Source organism: Veillonella parvula (assembly GCF_018378075.1).
Classification (GTDB): domain Bacteria; phylum Bacillota; class Negativicutes; order Veillonellales; family Veillonellaceae; genus Veillonella; species Veillonella parvula_K.
In genome coordinates this window covers 239,857-254,243 of record NZ_JAGZYE010000001.1, presented here as the reverse complement: position 1 = coordinate 254,243, position 14,387 = coordinate 239,857, and the positions used below count along the sequence as shown (strand labels likewise).

17 protein-coding genes are annotated in these 14,387 nt (G+C 36.4%); 1 reads left to right on the top strand and 16 read right to left on the bottom strand.

What is annotated here, in order from left to right; all coding sequences use genetic code 11:
• Positions 1 to 38 precede the first annotated feature (38 nt).
• From rpoZ to KH286_RS01195, 4 genes are read right to left on the bottom strand one after another with little or no spacing between them, the layout of a single operon-like run.
• Positions 39 to 254 (bottom strand): DNA-directed RNA polymerase subunit omega, encoded by a 216-nt coding sequence (gene rpoZ, locus KH286_RS01210; RefSeq protein WP_004695660.1) that lies wholly within the window; start codon positions 252 to 254, stop codon positions 39 to 41.
• Positions 255 to 258: 4 nt separating this feature from the next.
• On the bottom strand, positions 259 to 888 hold the full coding sequence (gmk, locus tag KH286_RS01205; protein WP_101928236.1) for a guanylate kinase: 630 nt from the start codon (positions 886 to 888) through the stop codon (positions 259 to 261).
• Positions 889 to 896: 8 nt separating this feature from the next.
• The gene (gene remA / locus KH286_RS01200) at positions 897 to 1,166 is read right to left on the bottom strand and encodes an extracellular matrix/biofilm regulator RemA (protein ID WP_004695657.1); all 270 of its coding nucleotides are present in this window, start codon (positions 1,164 to 1,166) and stop codon (positions 897 to 899) included.
• Positions 1,167 to 1,180: 14 nt separating this feature from the next.
• Complete coding sequence (locus tag KH286_RS01195) at positions 1,181 to 2,062, bottom strand: YicC/YloC family endoribonuclease (RefSeq protein ID WP_278471504.1); 882 nt, start codon at positions 2,060 to 2,062, stop codon at positions 1,181 to 1,183.
• A 127-nt stretch (positions 2,063 to 2,189) separates the two neighbouring features.
• Between KH286_RS01195 and KH286_RS01190 the strand changes: the two genes are divergently transcribed.
• On the top strand, positions 2,190 to 3,905 hold the full coding sequence (locus KH286_RS01190) for an Rqc2 family fibronectin-binding protein (RefSeq protein ID WP_278471501.1): 1,716 nt from the start codon (positions 2,190 to 2,192) through the stop codon (positions 3,903 to 3,905).
• Between the two features lie 163 nt (positions 3,906 to 4,068).
• Here the strand turns inward: KH286_RS01190 and KH286_RS01185 are convergent, their stop codons facing one another.
• The 12 genes from KH286_RS01185 to scpB all read right to left on the bottom strand — a co-directional run bounded on the left by KH286_RS01185 (position 4,069) and on the right by scpB (position 14,386).
• A complete protein-coding gene (locus KH286_RS01185; protein WP_004693228.1) occupies positions 4,069 to 4,536 on the bottom strand; it encodes a hypothetical protein in 468 nt (155 codons plus the stop codon).
• An 11-nt stretch (positions 4,537 to 4,547) separates the two neighbouring features.
• Positions 4,548 to 5,039 (bottom strand): pantetheine-phosphate adenylyltransferase, encoded by a 492-nt coding sequence (gene coaD / locus KH286_RS01180; RefSeq protein ID WP_004693226.1) that lies wholly within the window; start codon positions 5,037 to 5,039, stop codon positions 4,548 to 4,550.
• A gap of 4 nt (positions 5,040 to 5,043) precedes the next feature.
• Entirely contained in the window at positions 5,044 to 5,595 is a 552-nt protein-coding gene (gene rsmD, locus KH286_RS01175; RefSeq protein ID WP_278471499.1) for a 16S rRNA (guanine(966)-N(2))-methyltransferase RsmD, read from the bottom strand.
• 67 nt (positions 5,596 to 5,662) lie between these two features.
• Positions 5,663 to 6,661, bottom strand: a complete 999-nt coding sequence (locus KH286_RS01170) for an NAD(P)H-dependent glycerol-3-phosphate dehydrogenase (protein ID WP_278471497.1) — start codon at positions 6,659 to 6,661, stop codon at positions 5,663 to 5,665.
• 3 nt (positions 6,662 to 6,664) lie between these two features.
• Positions 6,665 to 7,261, bottom strand: coding sequence for a glycerol-3-phosphate 1-O-acyltransferase PlsY (plsY, locus tag KH286_RS01165; RefSeq protein ID WP_101928233.1), 597 nt, complete (start codon positions 7,259 to 7,261; stop codon positions 6,665 to 6,667).
• Positions 7,261 to 8,595 carry a ribosome biogenesis GTPase Der gene (gene der / locus KH286_RS01160; protein ID WP_101928232.1) on the bottom strand — a complete coding sequence of 445 codons (1,335 nt, stop codon included), beginning with the start codon at positions 8,593 to 8,595 and terminating at the stop codon, positions 7,261 to 7,263. Before der ends, plsY begins: the two co-directional genes overlap by 1 nt.
• A gap of 113 nt (positions 8,596 to 8,708) precedes the next feature.
• Positions 8,709 to 10,607 (bottom strand): bifunctional 4-hydroxy-3-methylbut-2-enyl diphosphate reductase/30S ribosomal protein S1, encoded by a 1,899-nt coding sequence (locus tag KH286_RS01155; RefSeq protein ID WP_278617526.1) that lies wholly within the window; start codon positions 10,605 to 10,607, stop codon positions 8,709 to 8,711.
• Positions 10,598 to 11,218, bottom strand: coding sequence for a lysophospholipid acyltransferase family protein (locus tag KH286_RS01150; RefSeq protein WP_008600814.1), 621 nt, complete (start codon positions 11,216 to 11,218; stop codon positions 10,598 to 10,600). The genes KH286_RS01155 and KH286_RS01150 overlap by 10 nt, the downstream gene beginning before the upstream one ends.
• Positions 11,211 to 11,894, bottom strand: a complete 684-nt coding sequence (cmk, locus tag KH286_RS01145; protein ID WP_004693214.1) for a (d)CMP kinase — start codon at positions 11,892 to 11,894, stop codon at positions 11,211 to 11,213. The genes KH286_RS01150 and cmk overlap by 8 nt, the downstream gene beginning before the upstream one ends.
• An 8-nt stretch (positions 11,895 to 11,902) precedes the next feature.
• A complete protein-coding gene (locus tag KH286_RS01140; protein ID WP_024061799.1) occupies positions 11,903 to 13,150 on the bottom strand; it encodes an NAD(P)/FAD-dependent oxidoreductase in 1,248 nt (415 codons plus the stop codon).
• Positions 13,147 to 13,875, bottom strand: coding sequence for a pseudouridine synthase (locus KH286_RS01135; protein ID WP_004697430.1), 729 nt, complete (start codon positions 13,873 to 13,875; stop codon positions 13,147 to 13,149). The genes KH286_RS01140 and KH286_RS01135 overlap by 4 nt, the downstream gene beginning before the upstream one ends.
• 1 nt (position 13,876) lies before the next feature.
• Complete coding sequence (scpB, locus tag KH286_RS01130) at positions 13,877 to 14,386, bottom strand: SMC-Scp complex subunit ScpB (RefSeq protein WP_004693207.1); 510 nt, start codon at positions 14,384 to 14,386, stop codon at positions 13,877 to 13,879.
• Position 14,387 lies beyond the last annotated feature (1 nt).

Sequence of the window (14,387 nt, the reverse complement as noted above, 5' to 3'; positions counted from 1 at the left end):
AAAAATTCCTTGTATCATTGATACAAGGAATTGATTTTTTATTTAATGCCTTCTTTAGTGCGTTTATATGTCACTTCACCTTCAGCAATTTCATAAAATGCCAAAGATACAGGCTTGTCAGTCGCATGTGTAGATTCTGCTAAGCAAGGTTCACCATCTGTTAATTCGCGAGCGCGTTTAGCCGCTAAAGTCACCAATGTATATTTGCTATCTACTTGGCTTTCCAATTTTTTTAATGGAGGTTTTACCATCATACTATCACTTCTCCTTAGACTCTTGATATTGTTTATAAATATATTGAATTTGCTCTTTATTACGACTAATCTTACAAGACTCAGCTCGCAAGATAGAGGCAACCTTTAAAGAAGCCTCTGCTAAATCATCATTTACGACGATATAGTCATAACGATGAGCTAAGGCTAATTCTGAACAAGCCAATGACAATCGTTTATCAATGACTTCTTTAGCATCTGTGCCACGATTATGTAAACGTTCAGATAACTCCGATAGTGACGGCGGTACAATGTAAATAAATACAGCATCGCTAAAACGTTCCTTAACCTGCATAGCGCCTTGAATATCGATTTCTAATAGTACACTTTTCCCATCATCTAATAAATCCATTACATGCTGTTTTGGAGTACCATAGTAATTATCATATACCTTAGCATATTCTAAGAATGCGTCTTCACTAAGCAAAGACTCAAATTCCTCTTTAGAGCGGAAGAAATAGTTAATTCCTTCCCTTTCACCCACACGTGGAGCACGGGTTGTCATAGAAACGGAATAAACTAAATTAGGCATTTCTTTACGAATATTCGCACAAATCGTACCTTTACCTGCGCCAGATGGCCCGGATATAACGATTAATAATCCTCTGTCTGACATATGCACTCCTATGATTCCACTGTATCTACATCCACATCATGTTGCACAAGTCGATGTGCTACGGTTTCAGGTTGAATTGCAGATAATACAATTTGACCACTATCCATAACTAATACAGCACGTGTCTTACGACCATATGTGGCATCAATGAGCAATCCCTTATCTCTAGCATCTTGAACCATCCGCTTTATAGGGGCGGATTCAGGACTAATAATAGCCATAACACGGTTAGCAGATACCATATTACCAAAGCCTATATTCAGTAATTGAATACTCATTCATAGACCTCCTATTACTCTACATTCTGTACTTGTTCTCTAATTTTCTCTAACTCACATTTAAGTTGAACCACAAACTCAGTAATAATCGAATCCATTGCTTTGGAGCCGATTGTATTTACCTCACGATTCATTTCTTGCAAAATAAAATCAATCTTACGACCGATTGAATTTGTATCTGCAAGTGTATTTTTTAATTGTACCACATGAGAGGTAAATCGGACAATCTCTTCCGTAATATCCGTCTTATCAGCTAATAGAGCAATTTCTTGTATAAAACGATCTTCACTAATACTCGCTTCTAAAGAAATTAAATATTCCTGAATCTTAGTTTTTATATGCTCCCGATATGCTTCTACAGCACCAGCTTTATTAGTGTCTATTTTAGTAATTATATATTCAAGTGTTCCGATACGTTCTAATAAATCCTGATTGATATGTTGACCTTCCGCAGTTCGCATTGCTATTAAAGCATCTAATGCTTGAGTAGTTGCTTCTTTTACAATATCTGAAAGTACCTCTTCAGCAATTGGTGTATCTTGTTGTTGAATCCATTCGTTAGAAATCGAATTCACAGCTTGTAATGGTACTTTTTTGGGGTCATCATAGAACTCCTCTTGTACCAATAACTCTTGTATTTGTTTTCTCAATACACTATTAATGGTGAAAGTTTTAGGTCGCTCTCCTGCATCTTGAATAGAAACAGATACCTCAACCTTACCACGAGTAATACGATCTTGTATCATTCTACGAATAATACTTTCAAAAGGATTCATTTGTTTTGGACTACGAATAAATAAATCCAAGAAGCGTGCATTTACGGACTTAATTTCTACAGTACAGGTAATACCATCTTTGGTTGCTGTGCCCGAACCAAAACCGGTCATACTTTTCATAAGTCATCCTCCTTAGTAGTTTTTATTATTGTACCACGAATTACACAATCCGTGTTTAAATACTAAGAATTATATGTACACTATGGTATACTAAACTATACTTCTAAATATATTTGAAAGGAGTACTATGAATTTAGACGGACTTACCATGTCTGTACTCGCTAAAGAAATAAACGAGCGATTACAAACAGGTCAAATACAAAAACTATATCAAATAGATAAAACTACATTATTATTTAAAATTCGAGCACTCAACGAAGACCAAAACTTGATCATTACCGTAGGTGCTACACCAGCAATGTATCTTAGTCAACCACTGCAAGATTTACCAAAAGAACCAAGCTCACTTTGTATGTTCTTACGAAAGCATATTGAAGGTAGCCGCATTGTAAAGGTGGAACAAATCAATGGCGACCGAATCATGTGCATCCAAACGGATAAATTGGAAATGGATGGTTCCATTACGAGTACCTACATTTATGTTGAATTAATGGGCAAATATTCCAACTGTATTTTTGTACAAGACGATGTTATTTTAGAATCTTTAATTCACGTCTCTCCACTTATGAACCGTGAACGTTCTATTAGTCCTAAATTACGATATGAACTACCGCCAAATGCTAATCGCGTAAGCTTAATGGACTTTGATTGTGATGAAATCAAAAATCTACTCACCTCTTTTGGTAATGGTTCCGTACAGCAATCTATTCGATCTATCTTTAACGGCTTTGGCAAGCCTTTATTGGATGAAGTTTTATATATTTCCAAGCTGAATGGTGAAGAAATCATAACAGATTTAGATACTTTCCAATTAGATATGTTTACTAAATCTTTGTATCACCTCAAAGAAAAGCTTGAAAATAGCAATGGTTTATTTACTTTAATCAACGATAACAATAAAAAGGCTTACGCAAGCATTTTATTACATAACTATAAGGTATTAAAAGAATACAACACTATTTCTGAAGCCTTAGAAGAATCCATTCATAACACAAAAGCAATTCATACAGCTGATAAAGAGTTAGAAAAAATCTTAATAGCAGCCATCAAAAAGGAAGAAGGTCGCCATCAAAAGATTAAAGATGAATTAGAAGATACTAAGAAAATGGAAACCTATAAATTATATGGTGATCTTTTAATGATAAATGCACACCTTCAAGTGCAATACGAACCGTCTATTGAATTGCAAAATCTTCTTTCCGAAGAAAATGAAATCTTAACTATTCCTTTAAAGCCAAACTTAACAATTGTGGAAAATGCACAATGGTACTATAAGCTTTATACAAAACTAAAAAATCGTATGGTTAGCGGCGAGTACCAACTCAATGCAAGTACCACAAAACTAGCATACTTACAATCTATTCTATACAGTATCTCCTTAGCCACTACTCGTGAAAGCTTAGAAGAAATACGCAAAGAATGTATGGATGCAGGCATTATAAAAAAATCAAAAAAACCATTATCTTACAAACTAGGTAAATCTAACTACATTCACTTAACAATTGATGAAGGTGAAATATTCATCGGTCGTAACAATCAGCAAAACGAATATTTAACACACCGATTTGCAAAGCCAACTGACATTTGGTTCCATACACAAGATATCCAAGGTTCCCACCTTATTTTGAGACTCAATATTGAGCCAGACGATATGATTTTATCTAAAGTAGCACAATATGCAGCCTACTTTAGTAAAGCTCGTGATACTAGTAAGGTCCCGGTAGATTATACATACATTAAAAATATCAAAAAGCCACCTGGATCTCCTTTGGGATTTGTTATTTTTAATACCCATCAAACTATGATTGTGGAGCCTAAAAAACCAGAAAACTATAGAGAATGATAAAAGCGAAGGTATCCCTTCGCTTTTATTTTTGGCTTATTATTTTGCTCACATTATTTTTTACATATTGATCTGAAATTTGATATTACTTATCTTAAGTTTTCTATGGAATTAAAATATAAAAAGAGGCTAGATATAATATGATATCTAGCCTTTGTTTAAACTATTGGTTTTCTTCTGTACGTTGTTCAGTTTGTTTCAAACTTTCACGATTTTGACGCAAGCTTTCCAATGTTTTCTCCAAGTTGTTTTCAACATATTTAAGAACATCACCAGCATATTGAATAGAGCTAGCTTTCAGCTCATCAGAGGATTGATTTGCTGCATTAATAATTTGATTAGCTTGTTCTTGAGCTTGTTTTACAAGTTCACTTTCAGCTGTCAATTTAGCAATGTAGTCTTTAGCTTGATCGATCAAAGTTTCAGCCTGACGTTGAGCATCAGCTAACACTTTATCTTTATCTGCTACAATACGACGAGATTCTTCAAGTTCCAAAGGTAAGGATTCCTGAATAGAATCAATAATACGCATAATTTCGTCTTCCTCAACCATACGTTTTGTAGTCATAGGAATACGGCTGCTAGATTCAATAAGAACCTCTAAATCTTCTAATAATTTTTCTGTTTTCATACAATTCACCCCTATTTATTATGGACCGTATTAAAGCGTTCTTCAAGTTTTTCCTTAACATCATCCGGAACAAGACCATCTAGCTTACCACCAAATTTAGCTAGTTCACGAATACCCGTGGAGCTGACAAAAGAGTATTTGTTATTTGTCATAATAAATACTGTTTCAATGTCATCATCCAAATATTTTGCAAATAATGCGCGCTGAAATTCATATTCAAAGTCGCTCAATGCACGTAATCCTCGAATAATAATAGTAGCATTCTTGGATTTAACATACTCATTGAGCAAGCCACCTGTACAATCAATTTCAACATTAGGAATATGTTTGACAGAATTTCGAATCATCTCAACCCGTTCTTCCATAGAAAATAAGGAATTTTTATTCGGATTTGAGCTGACAGCAATGATTAATTTATCAACCAATCGGCTGCCCCGTTCAAAAATATCAACATGTCCATTAGTAACTGGGTCAAAACTACCCGGACATACACCTATACGCACAGGTTTAGCTCCTTTCGGCTGTCTTTACAAAATAGGAAACTACCGTATAACCAAATTTCTGTTCTTTTATACATTCCCATAATTCTGGTAAGGTAAAAACCTCATCCTTATGATGTTCTAATAATAAAACACCTTCAGGTTTTAACAAATCATAGTTTACAACCAAATCTATGGTATCTTGTATAAATCCATTTTCATATGGCGGGTCAGAAAATATATAATCGAACTGTCGCCCTACCATATAATTTTTTAATTGTGAAAGTTTCCTCGGAATAATTTCTAACCGATCATCCACACGACAATGTTTAGCATTCTCTAAAATTAGTTTTCCCGTTTTAAAGTCCACTGCTACTGCATGTGCTGCACCACGACTTAAGGCTTCAATTGCTACTGCACCAGTGCCAGAAAATATATCTAGTACATCAGAACCAAATATACCTCTATTTGCTAATACATTAAATACACTTTCACGAACACGATCAAGTGTAGGTCTAGTATCTAACCCTTTAGGTGCTTTTATGACATGTCCCTTAGCAGTTCCGCCAATAATTCGCATACAACCCTCACAAGATTATACTCATTAATTATAGTATATAAATAACCAAATTAAAAGTATCTTTTATTTATGATACTTCAATTTTAATATCACGCCCCATCAACTCAGCTAATGCTATGGATGGAGATTTTTTTTCATATAAAACCTCATATAAAGCCTTTGTTATAGGCATTTCAATTTGATGTTTACAAGCCATTTTATAAATAATTTCTGTTGCGAAAAATCCTTCTACAACCATATTAGTATGATTAACAATAAAATCCATCGTCTTACCCTCGGCTAGTTTTTGACCAGCCGCACGATTACGACCATGTGGGCTCATACAAGTAGCAATCAAATCCCCCATACCAGCAAGACCAGCATAAGTTTCTTTTTGGGCCCCTAAGGCCACCCCAAAGCGAGTCATCTCATGAAGACCACGTGTTAATAGTAAAGCCTTACAATTATCCCCTAAAGCTAAACCATCTGCAATACCCGCTGCAAGGGCAATGATGTTTTTCGTGGCTCCTGCTAGTTCAACACCAATCATATCAGTATTTGCATAAATTCTAAAGTTTTGACTACATAATGCCTTTTGCAATGTTGTAGCCACTTCTAGATTCTCTGTACTCAACACAGAGGCAGCAGGCAAATTACGCCCAATCTCTTCTGCATGATTAGGTCCAGACAAAACCGCTAAATTACACCCTATGGTAGCAAAAACCTCTTTCATCACAGTCGTCAAAAGTTTCCCACTGCTTCGTTCTACACCTTTTGAACATAGAATATAGGCTTGATTTTTATGAGCATACGGTTTAATAGCCTCTAAACTGGTACGTACATGTACAGAAGGAGTAACCATTAATACCACTTCAGCATTACTAATACAAGCCTCTAAATCAGAACTATATTGTAATTCTTCTGGAAGTTTTACACCTGGTAAATAGTCTTTATTCTCTAAGTCTTTTGCAAGTTTATCCGCAAATTCTGGACGACGACAATATATAGTTGTAGTATTTCTAGCTAAAACGGATTTAATAGCAAGGGCCGTCCCCCAACTACCAGAGCCGATAACAACAACATTCATTCTTTAATCCTTTTTAATACGCTCTACTTTTAACTCGTTTCCAGCAAGTAGACGCTTAATATTATCCCAGTGACGTACAATGACAAACAAAGCTGCTAACCCGCCAAAGCCAACAAACCAGAAGGATTCTCCAGTAAAATACATCAGTACTGGTACTAATGCAGCGGCAATGATAGAGCCTAAAGATACAAGTTTAGTGAAGTATACGATAACACCCCATACCAAAAAGCAAATCAATGCTACTATTGGAGAAAGTGCAACAAGAACACCTAAACCCGTGGCAACACCACGACCACCCTTAAACCCCAGGAAAACAGACCAGTTATGTCCCATCATCCCAAGAATACCACCTAAGATCATAAACATAGGCCCATAAGGTGAGAGTAGCACAACTCCTGCTGCCCCTTTTAAAGCATCACATAAAAATACAGGTAAGGCTGCTTTAAGTCCGATAACTCGATATGTATTAGTAGCGCCAATATTTTTAGAGCCATATTGTCGTACGTCTGTATTAAAGAAAAGCTTACCTATAATTAATCCACTAGGAATTGATCCGATAAGATATGATAATACAGCATATACAATAATCATAATATCCATTAGTCTTCATCATCCCGTTTCTTGCCACGTAATACTAAACGAATCGGAGTTCCTTCAAAACCAAAGGACTCACGCAATCGATTCTCTAAGAAACGCATATAAGAGAAGTGAATTAGCTCTGGTTCATTTACAAATAAAATAAATGTAGGCGGCTTAACACTAGCTTGAGTCATATAATAGATTTTTGGAATTCTACCATTGCGAGATGGTACAGGATTTACGGTTTGTGCATCTTGTAATAATTGATTTAACGTCCCAGTAGATACACGGCGGTATTGTTGTTCAGATACAAACTTCAACATATCAGCTAAACGGTGAATACGTTGCTTAGTTAAAGCAGAAGCAAACAGGATAGGTGCAAACTGTAAAAAACCTAATTCATCATAAATATCTTCAGTAAATCGCAATGTTGTTTTGTCATCTTTTTCAACAAGATCCCATTTATTCACAACAATGACTACGCCTTTACCCGCTTCGTAAGCATAACCTGCAATTTTTTTATCTTGTTCTGTAACACCATCTTGAGCATCTAGTACAAGAACTACAATATCAGCACGATCTACTGATCGCAAAGATCGGACAATACTATATCGTTCAACGGCTTCTTCGATTTTAGACTTACGACGCATTCCCGCCGTATCAATAAGTACAAATTTTTGGCCCTCATGAGTCCAATACGTATCAATGGAGTCTCGAGTAGTACCTGCTACATCAGATACAATTACACGATCTTGTCCTAATAATGCATTAGTCAAAGAAGATTTACCTACATTTGGACGACCAATAACGGCAACATGAATAGTATCTTCATCATCTACATTAGTGCCAACTGGTGGAAAATGTTTAACAGTATCATCCAGCAAATCACCTAAATTCATAAGATTTTTAGCGGAAATGCCAATGGGGTCTCCCAAACCAAGATTGTAGAATTCATAAATATTCGGCTCTTGATTTACACTATCAATCTTATTAACTACGAGTACAATAGGTTTTCCACTAGCTCTAAGAATATTTGCAACTTCTTCATCAGCAGGTACAATACCTTGTTTACCATCGACGACAAATAAAATTACATCCGCTTCTTCAATAGCTAATTCAGCTTGTAATCGCATCATCTTAGGAATAACATGACTATTTTCAGTAATGAACTCGATACCACCAGTATCGATCATTGTAAACTCACGATTTAACCACTCTGCATCGAAGTAAATACGGTCCCTTGTTACCCCCGGAATATCTTCAACGATAGAGATACGTTTATTAACAATGGCATTAAAAAGTGTAGATTTACCTACATTTGGACGGCCTACAACAGCCACTAATGGTTTTGCCATAGTTTCACCTCATTATCTAATCTAATACATTACTATATTTTATCATATTCTAAGTAAAGTACGCAAAAAGGCTAACCAAGGAAACCTTGGCTAGCCTTTTATTAGACAATGAATTATTCAGCGTCTTCTGCAGTTTCTTTTGATTCCATCAACTCAGTCAAAGCCAAACCCAATTTCTTTTCATCTTTGTTAAGAGAAATGATTTTAACTTCAACTTCTTGACCACGGTTCAAGTAATCTTCAACTTTCGCATTACGTTGTTTTGTAATTTGGGAAATGTGAAGTAAACCTTGGATGTCGTCATTAACAGCTATGAATGCACCGTAAGCTACTAAACGAACAACTTTGCCTTTAATAACATCGCCAACATGCAATGTTTCTTCAGCAACGTCCCATGGGCTCTTAGATAAAGCTTTTAAGGACAAGGATAATTTATTGCTTTCAGCGTCGAAAGATTGTAATTTAACTTCGATTTCTTGGCCAACGGAAAGAACATCTTCCACTTTTTTGATTTTTTGCCAAGAAATATCGGAAATGTGAAGTAAACCTTCAATACCGCCGATATCTACGAATGCACCATAAGGCATAATTTTACGAACGATACCTTTATAGTTTTCGCCAACGTTGATATTTTTCAATGCTTCAGCTAATTTAGCTTGACGTTCCACTTCCAATACTGCACGACGAGAAAGAACCAAACGGTTTTTCTTTTCATCGATTTCAAGTACTTTAGCTTCAAATTCTGTACCAACCAAGTTGTCCAAGGATTTCACGAAATGAACATCACCTTGGGACAATGGAATAAAACCACGAAGAGATTTAACTGTTACTACTAAACCTGCTGGGATAGCATCAATACCTTTACATACGATAGCTTCATCTTTTTCTTGTGCTTCGATAACATATTGCCAATCTTCATCTTTAGCCAAGCGAGTCATGGAAAGATAAATAGGATTATCTTCTTTGATGTGATTCATGATAACTGCTTTAATTTCATCACCATTTTTTAACACATCTTTGGCAGATTCTGGTGCTGGATAAGAAATTTCAGTTCTGTTCAAAATGGCTTCAGTTTTGTAGCCAAAAGATACATAAGCTCGTTCATCTTCGACTTGAACTACTGTACCTTCTACAACGTTCCCTTTCTTAAATTCTTCTTGACCTTCGGCTGCTAATAATTCTGCAAAATCTTTCATTGTCTCAATGACCTCCTTAATAATCCAGTCGGGAGTCGATGCTCCTGCTGTTACTCCTACCGTCTGTACTCGGTTAAACCATTCCAGTTGTAATTCAGTAGAAGTTTCAATGTGATACGTTGTACATCCAACGTCACGACAAACCTCTGCCAATCGGTTTGTGTTGCCGCTGTTCTTACCGCCTATCACTATCATAAGATCTACATTACGTGCTAAATCAACGGCAGAATTCTGTCGTTCTTGCGTTGCATTGCATATCGTTTTGAAAACCTTAAGATTCTTAGATTTTTTCTCTAATATGTCTATTATACTGTTAAATTTGAATTGTGAAAAGGTTGTTTGTACAACAACGCCCATTTTTTCCACAACTTGTAGTTTTTGAGCGGATTCTTCATCTTCGATGATTATTCCTTCGTTATTTGCCCATAAATTAATGCTTTTGACCTCAGGATGGTTTTTTTCTCCCAAAATCACCAAAGTCATACCTTCATCTATAACAGACTTTGCATCTTGCTGTGCCTTTTTTACATGTGGACATGTGGCATCCACAACATGTAATCCTTTTTCTTCTGCCTCTTCATAAATAGCAGGTCCTACACCATGAGAGCGAATAATCATTGTGCCTTCAGCGATATCAGACACTTCTTGAACAGGGCTTACCCCTTTATCTTCAAGACGACCTACAACTTGAGGATTGTGAATAATAGGTCCTAATGTATAGCTTTTACCATCGCTATTTGCAGCTTCATTTGCCATTTCGACAGCCCGTTTTACACCATAGCAAAAACCATGGTTTTCAGCCAAAATTATTTCCATAAAGTCTCCTCTATACAATTGTTATGATAAGAATCTATCATTCGTTGGATTTCACTTTTAACACTATCATTTACTTTTTGAATTGCTTCTGGAGTCGCTTTAGCTTTTTCAACTGGGATTGGTTTACCAATAATACAAGCCACTTTATTACGTTCCATATTGTGAGAGCCAATGATAGCAACAGGCACTATGCTAACACCTGTTCTAAGAGCAATTGATGCTGCACCATCATGGAATCTACCAAGTTTACCACTTTTTTGACGGTTTCCTTCTGCAAATATGCCTAAAACCTTATTGTCTTTAAGTAGTCCCATGGCATGACGAATAGCAACTTTATCAATAGCACCGCGATTTAACGGAAATGCACCAAGCCATGTACAAAAAAAACGTGAAATGGGATTCACAAATAATTCTTGTTTAGCCATAAAGTGTACATGTCTAGGCAAAGCATAGCCGCAGATAGGGGGATCGTTATTACTTAAATGATTAGGCACCACGATAACAGGCCCTTCCATTGGAAAATTATCGCGACCATATACTTTCAACCCATACCCTACCTTATAGCGAAGCCAAAAAGCGGTACGCCATAACCAGGTAGAAAATTTATTCATGATTGATTGTCTCCTGTACTAAATTCAATATATATGCCACAGTTTCATCGAAATTCATATTACTAGAGTCTACAACTACTGCATCTTCAACGCATACAAGTGGAGACTCTTCACGATTTTTATCCATTTCATCACGACTAACAACATTCTTTTTAATTTCATCTAGTGTTTGCTCGTTTGATGTACCTTGTACTTCTAACCATCTACGTTTTGCACGCGCATCTACAGAAGCGGTTAAATAAATTTTTAGCTCTGCATTAGGTAATACGACAGAACCGATATCACGTCCATCTAATATAACTCCCCCAACGGCGGCCATCTCTTGTTGGCGTTCTACCAAATATTGTCGAACCCCTTTATAAGAAGCTATAGTCGATACATTATCATTAATTTGCTGCTGGCGAATTAATGATGTAACATCTTTCCCTTTAATATAGACCTTGCATGCTGTTGCAGTAGGCTCTAAAGTCAAATTTAAAGAAGGTAATAAAGCTTCTACAGCAGCTTGATCCTTAACATCGATTTGACTATCAAGAACTGCCCATGTAACACCGCGATACATGGAACCTGTATCGATATATAAATACCCTAATTCATTGGCCACTACTTTAGAAATGCTACTTTTACCAGCCCCAGCAGGACCATCAATAGCAATGGCAATTTTTTTAGTGTTCATAATAACCTCTATTCTTTATCACCGTGTACGGCATGCATAGCCGCCACATAGCCTGTGGAAAAGGCAGCTTGTAAATTATAGCCTCCTGTAAAAGCATCTATGTCTAGTACTTCACCAGCACCATATAAACCACCAATCAATTTAGACTCCATAGTTTTAGGATTAAATTCTTTTAATGAAATACCACCTGCTGTAACAATAGCTTCCGCTACAGGTCGTAATTCCTTAACAGTTACTGTCATATGTTGCAATACATGGCATAAGCGCAAACGCTCTTCCTTTGTAATTTGATTAATTGGTTTAGCCGGATTTAACTCAGCAAGCTTTATAACAATGGGAATAAGATTAACAGGTAGTAAATCCTTCATCCCATTAGACAATTGTTTTTTAGAGTATAAATCAAAATCCTTTTGCAAGCGCTTATCCAATACTTCTGCAGTTAAAGCAGGTTTAAGATTAATTTCAATGGTAACTTGAGGATTTTTCTTACGAAGCAACTTACCTACCGTGTGACTTAATGATAAAATTGTAGGCCCCGTAAGACCAAAATGAGTAAACATCATTTCCCCAAATTGTTTTGCTTGTACCTTACTTTTAGAAATTACGGAAACCTCAACATTACGAAGACTAAGCCCCATAATTTCCTTTACCCACGTTTCGTTTGTAACGATAGGAACCAAGGATGGACGAATATCAGTAATAGTATGTCCCACTTTTTCGGCTAAAACGTAACCATCACCAGTAGAGCCTGTCAATGGATAAGATGCACCACCAGTACAAATAATAGCAGCATCACAAGCATATTGTTCCTTATCCGTTGTAACACCAACTACACGATTTTCCTGTACAGTAATCGATGTAACAGGTTCATTTAAATGAACTTGAACATTATACTTTTTTAGGATTTTCATAAAGATATTGCGAACTTCTAATGCAGAATCGGATTCAGGAAACACTCGTCCCCCACGTTCTACTTTAGTTTTTAACCCCCAGCTATGCAAAAGGTCCAGAAGATCTTCATTACTAAAGCGTTCATAGGCACCGTACAAGAACTTACCATTACCAGGCGTATTTTTTATAAATTCGGTCATATCTGCACTATTCGTAATATTACAGCGACCTTTACCGGTAATGCCCATTTTCTTGCCAACCATATTCATTTTTTCCAATAAGATGACGCGTGCTCCTTCACGGCCTGCTATAACAGCTGCCATTAGACCTGCCGCACCACCGCCAATGACTATGATTTGCTTCATGCCTTATCTGTCCCCAATGCTTTTAGCGCTTTTACTTCACGAATTGTTAGTTGACGAGAAGCGCCTCGTTTCACACCACCTAAAGTAAGACCAGCATACGCAATACGTTTTAAATTATGAATACGATAGCCAAAGTGTTCAAACATACGACGAACTTGACGATTACGACCTTCATGAATTGTAATTTCTACTTCATGTACACCATTATGATCATCAAAACCTAAATCTACAATTGTCGCAGGTGCAGTTATACCATCTTCAAGCTCTACACCATTTGCAATAATTTGTAAATCATCATCGCGAACACGACCTTTGATGCGAACTTCATAAGTCTTTTCCACGCCTTTAGATGGGTGCGTTAGATTTTGTGCCAACTCTCCATCATTCGTAAGCAGTAACAAACCTTCTGTATATAAATCGAGACGACCAATAGGGTAAATTCGTTTCGTTTCATTTTTTATATAATCTAAAACTGTTTCTCGACCTTGAGGGTCAGACACAGATGTAATGACACCCTTTGGTTTATTTAACAAATAATATACTGGTTTCTCTTGAGCCAATAATTGGCCATTAACCTTAACCTTATCTTTTTGTGGATTAATTTTGACCCCTAATTCGGTTACCTTGCGACCATTGACCTGTACTTTACCTTCTGTAATTAGTTCTTCTGCCTTACGCCGTGATGCAATACCACAACTGGCAATATATTTTTGTAATCGTTCCATGCTATCCTTCTGTTTCCGAAACTTCTTGATGTAAGGCTTCTATCGATTCTACACCAGCACTTCTCAAAAATTCATCAGTCGTGCCATATAGAATCGGTCTACCTACAGTATCCTTATGACCTAATTCAGCTATAAGAGATCGAGTTAATAATTGTTTTATAATTTTATCGCTATTTACACCGCGCACCTCTTCGATTTCAGCCTTTGTAATAGGCTGCTTATAGGCGATAACAGCTAATGTTTCCATAGCCGCATTAGATAATTTATCTTCTCTTTTACGAATATGCCCAACATAATCAGCACATTCAACAGCGCTTACTAATTCAACACCAGCTCCAGATATACGTATTCGAATACCTCGATTCTGTTCTTCTAGTTCTCGTTGTAATTCTTCTATATATTTTTGTGTCGCCTCTGTGGAAAGCCCAAACACTTCTGCTAACATATCTATCGATATAGGCTTTGCCGATGAAAACAAAACGGCTTCTAAATGCATCGTTGGTAAGCTCATA

Excerpts from the sequence above, each read along its gene's own strand:
- rpoZ (WP_004695660.1), bottom strand. The coding sequence starts at position 254 with ATGATGGTAAAACCTCCATTAAAAAAATTGGAAAGCCAAGTAGATAGC.
- gmk (WP_101928236.1), bottom strand. The coding sequence starts at position 888 with ATGTCAGACAGAGGATTATTAATCGTTATATCCGGGCCATCTGGCGCA.
- remA (WP_004695657.1), bottom strand. The coding sequence starts at position 1,166 with ATGAGTATTCAATTACTGAATATAGGCTTTGGTAATATGGTATCTGCT.
- KH286_RS01195 (WP_278471504.1), bottom strand. The coding sequence starts at position 2,062 with ATGAAAAGTATGACCGGTTTTGGTTCGGGCACAGCAACCAAAGATGGT.
- KH286_RS01190 (WP_278471501.1), top strand. The coding sequence starts at position 2,190 with ATGAATTTAGACGGACTTACCATGTCTGTACTCGCTAAAGAAATAAAC.
- KH286_RS01185 (WP_004693228.1), bottom strand. The coding sequence starts at position 4,536 with ATGAAAACAGAAAAATTATTAGAAGATTTAGAGGTTCTTATTGAATCT.
- rsmD (WP_278471499.1), bottom strand. The coding sequence starts at position 5,595 with ATGCGAATTATTGGCGGAACTGCTAAGGGACATGTCATAAAAGCACCT.
- KH286_RS01170 (WP_278471497.1), bottom strand. The coding sequence starts at position 6,661 with ATGAATGTTGTTGTTATCGGCTCTGGTAGTTGGGGGACGGCCCTTGCT.
- plsY (WP_101928233.1), bottom strand. The coding sequence starts at position 7,261 with ATGGATATTATGATTATTGTATATGCTGTATTATCATATCTTATCGGA.
- der (WP_101928232.1), bottom strand. The coding sequence starts at position 8,595 with ATGGCAAAACCATTAGTGGCTGTTGTAGGCCGTCCAAATGTAGGTAAA.
- KH286_RS01155 (WP_278617526.1), bottom strand. The coding sequence starts at position 10,607 with ATGGAAATAATTTTGGCTGAAAACCATGGTTTTTGCTATGGTGTAAAA.
- KH286_RS01150 (WP_008600814.1), bottom strand. The coding sequence starts at position 11,218 with ATGAATAAATTTTCTACCTGGTTATGGCGTACCGCTTTTTGGCTTCGC.
- cmk (WP_004693214.1), bottom strand. The coding sequence starts at position 11,894 with ATGAACACTAAAAAAATTGCCATTGCTATTGATGGTCCTGCTGGGGCT.
- KH286_RS01140 (WP_024061799.1), bottom strand. The coding sequence starts at position 13,150 with ATGAAGCAAATCATAGTCATTGGCGGTGGTGCGGCAGGTCTAATGGCA.
- KH286_RS01135 (WP_004697430.1), bottom strand. The coding sequence starts at position 13,875 with ATGGAACGATTACAAAAATATATTGCCAGTTGTGGTATTGCATCACGG.
- scpB (WP_004693207.1), bottom strand. The coding sequence starts at position 14,386 with ATGAGCTTACCAACGATGCATTTAGAAGCCGTTTTGTTTTCATCGGCA.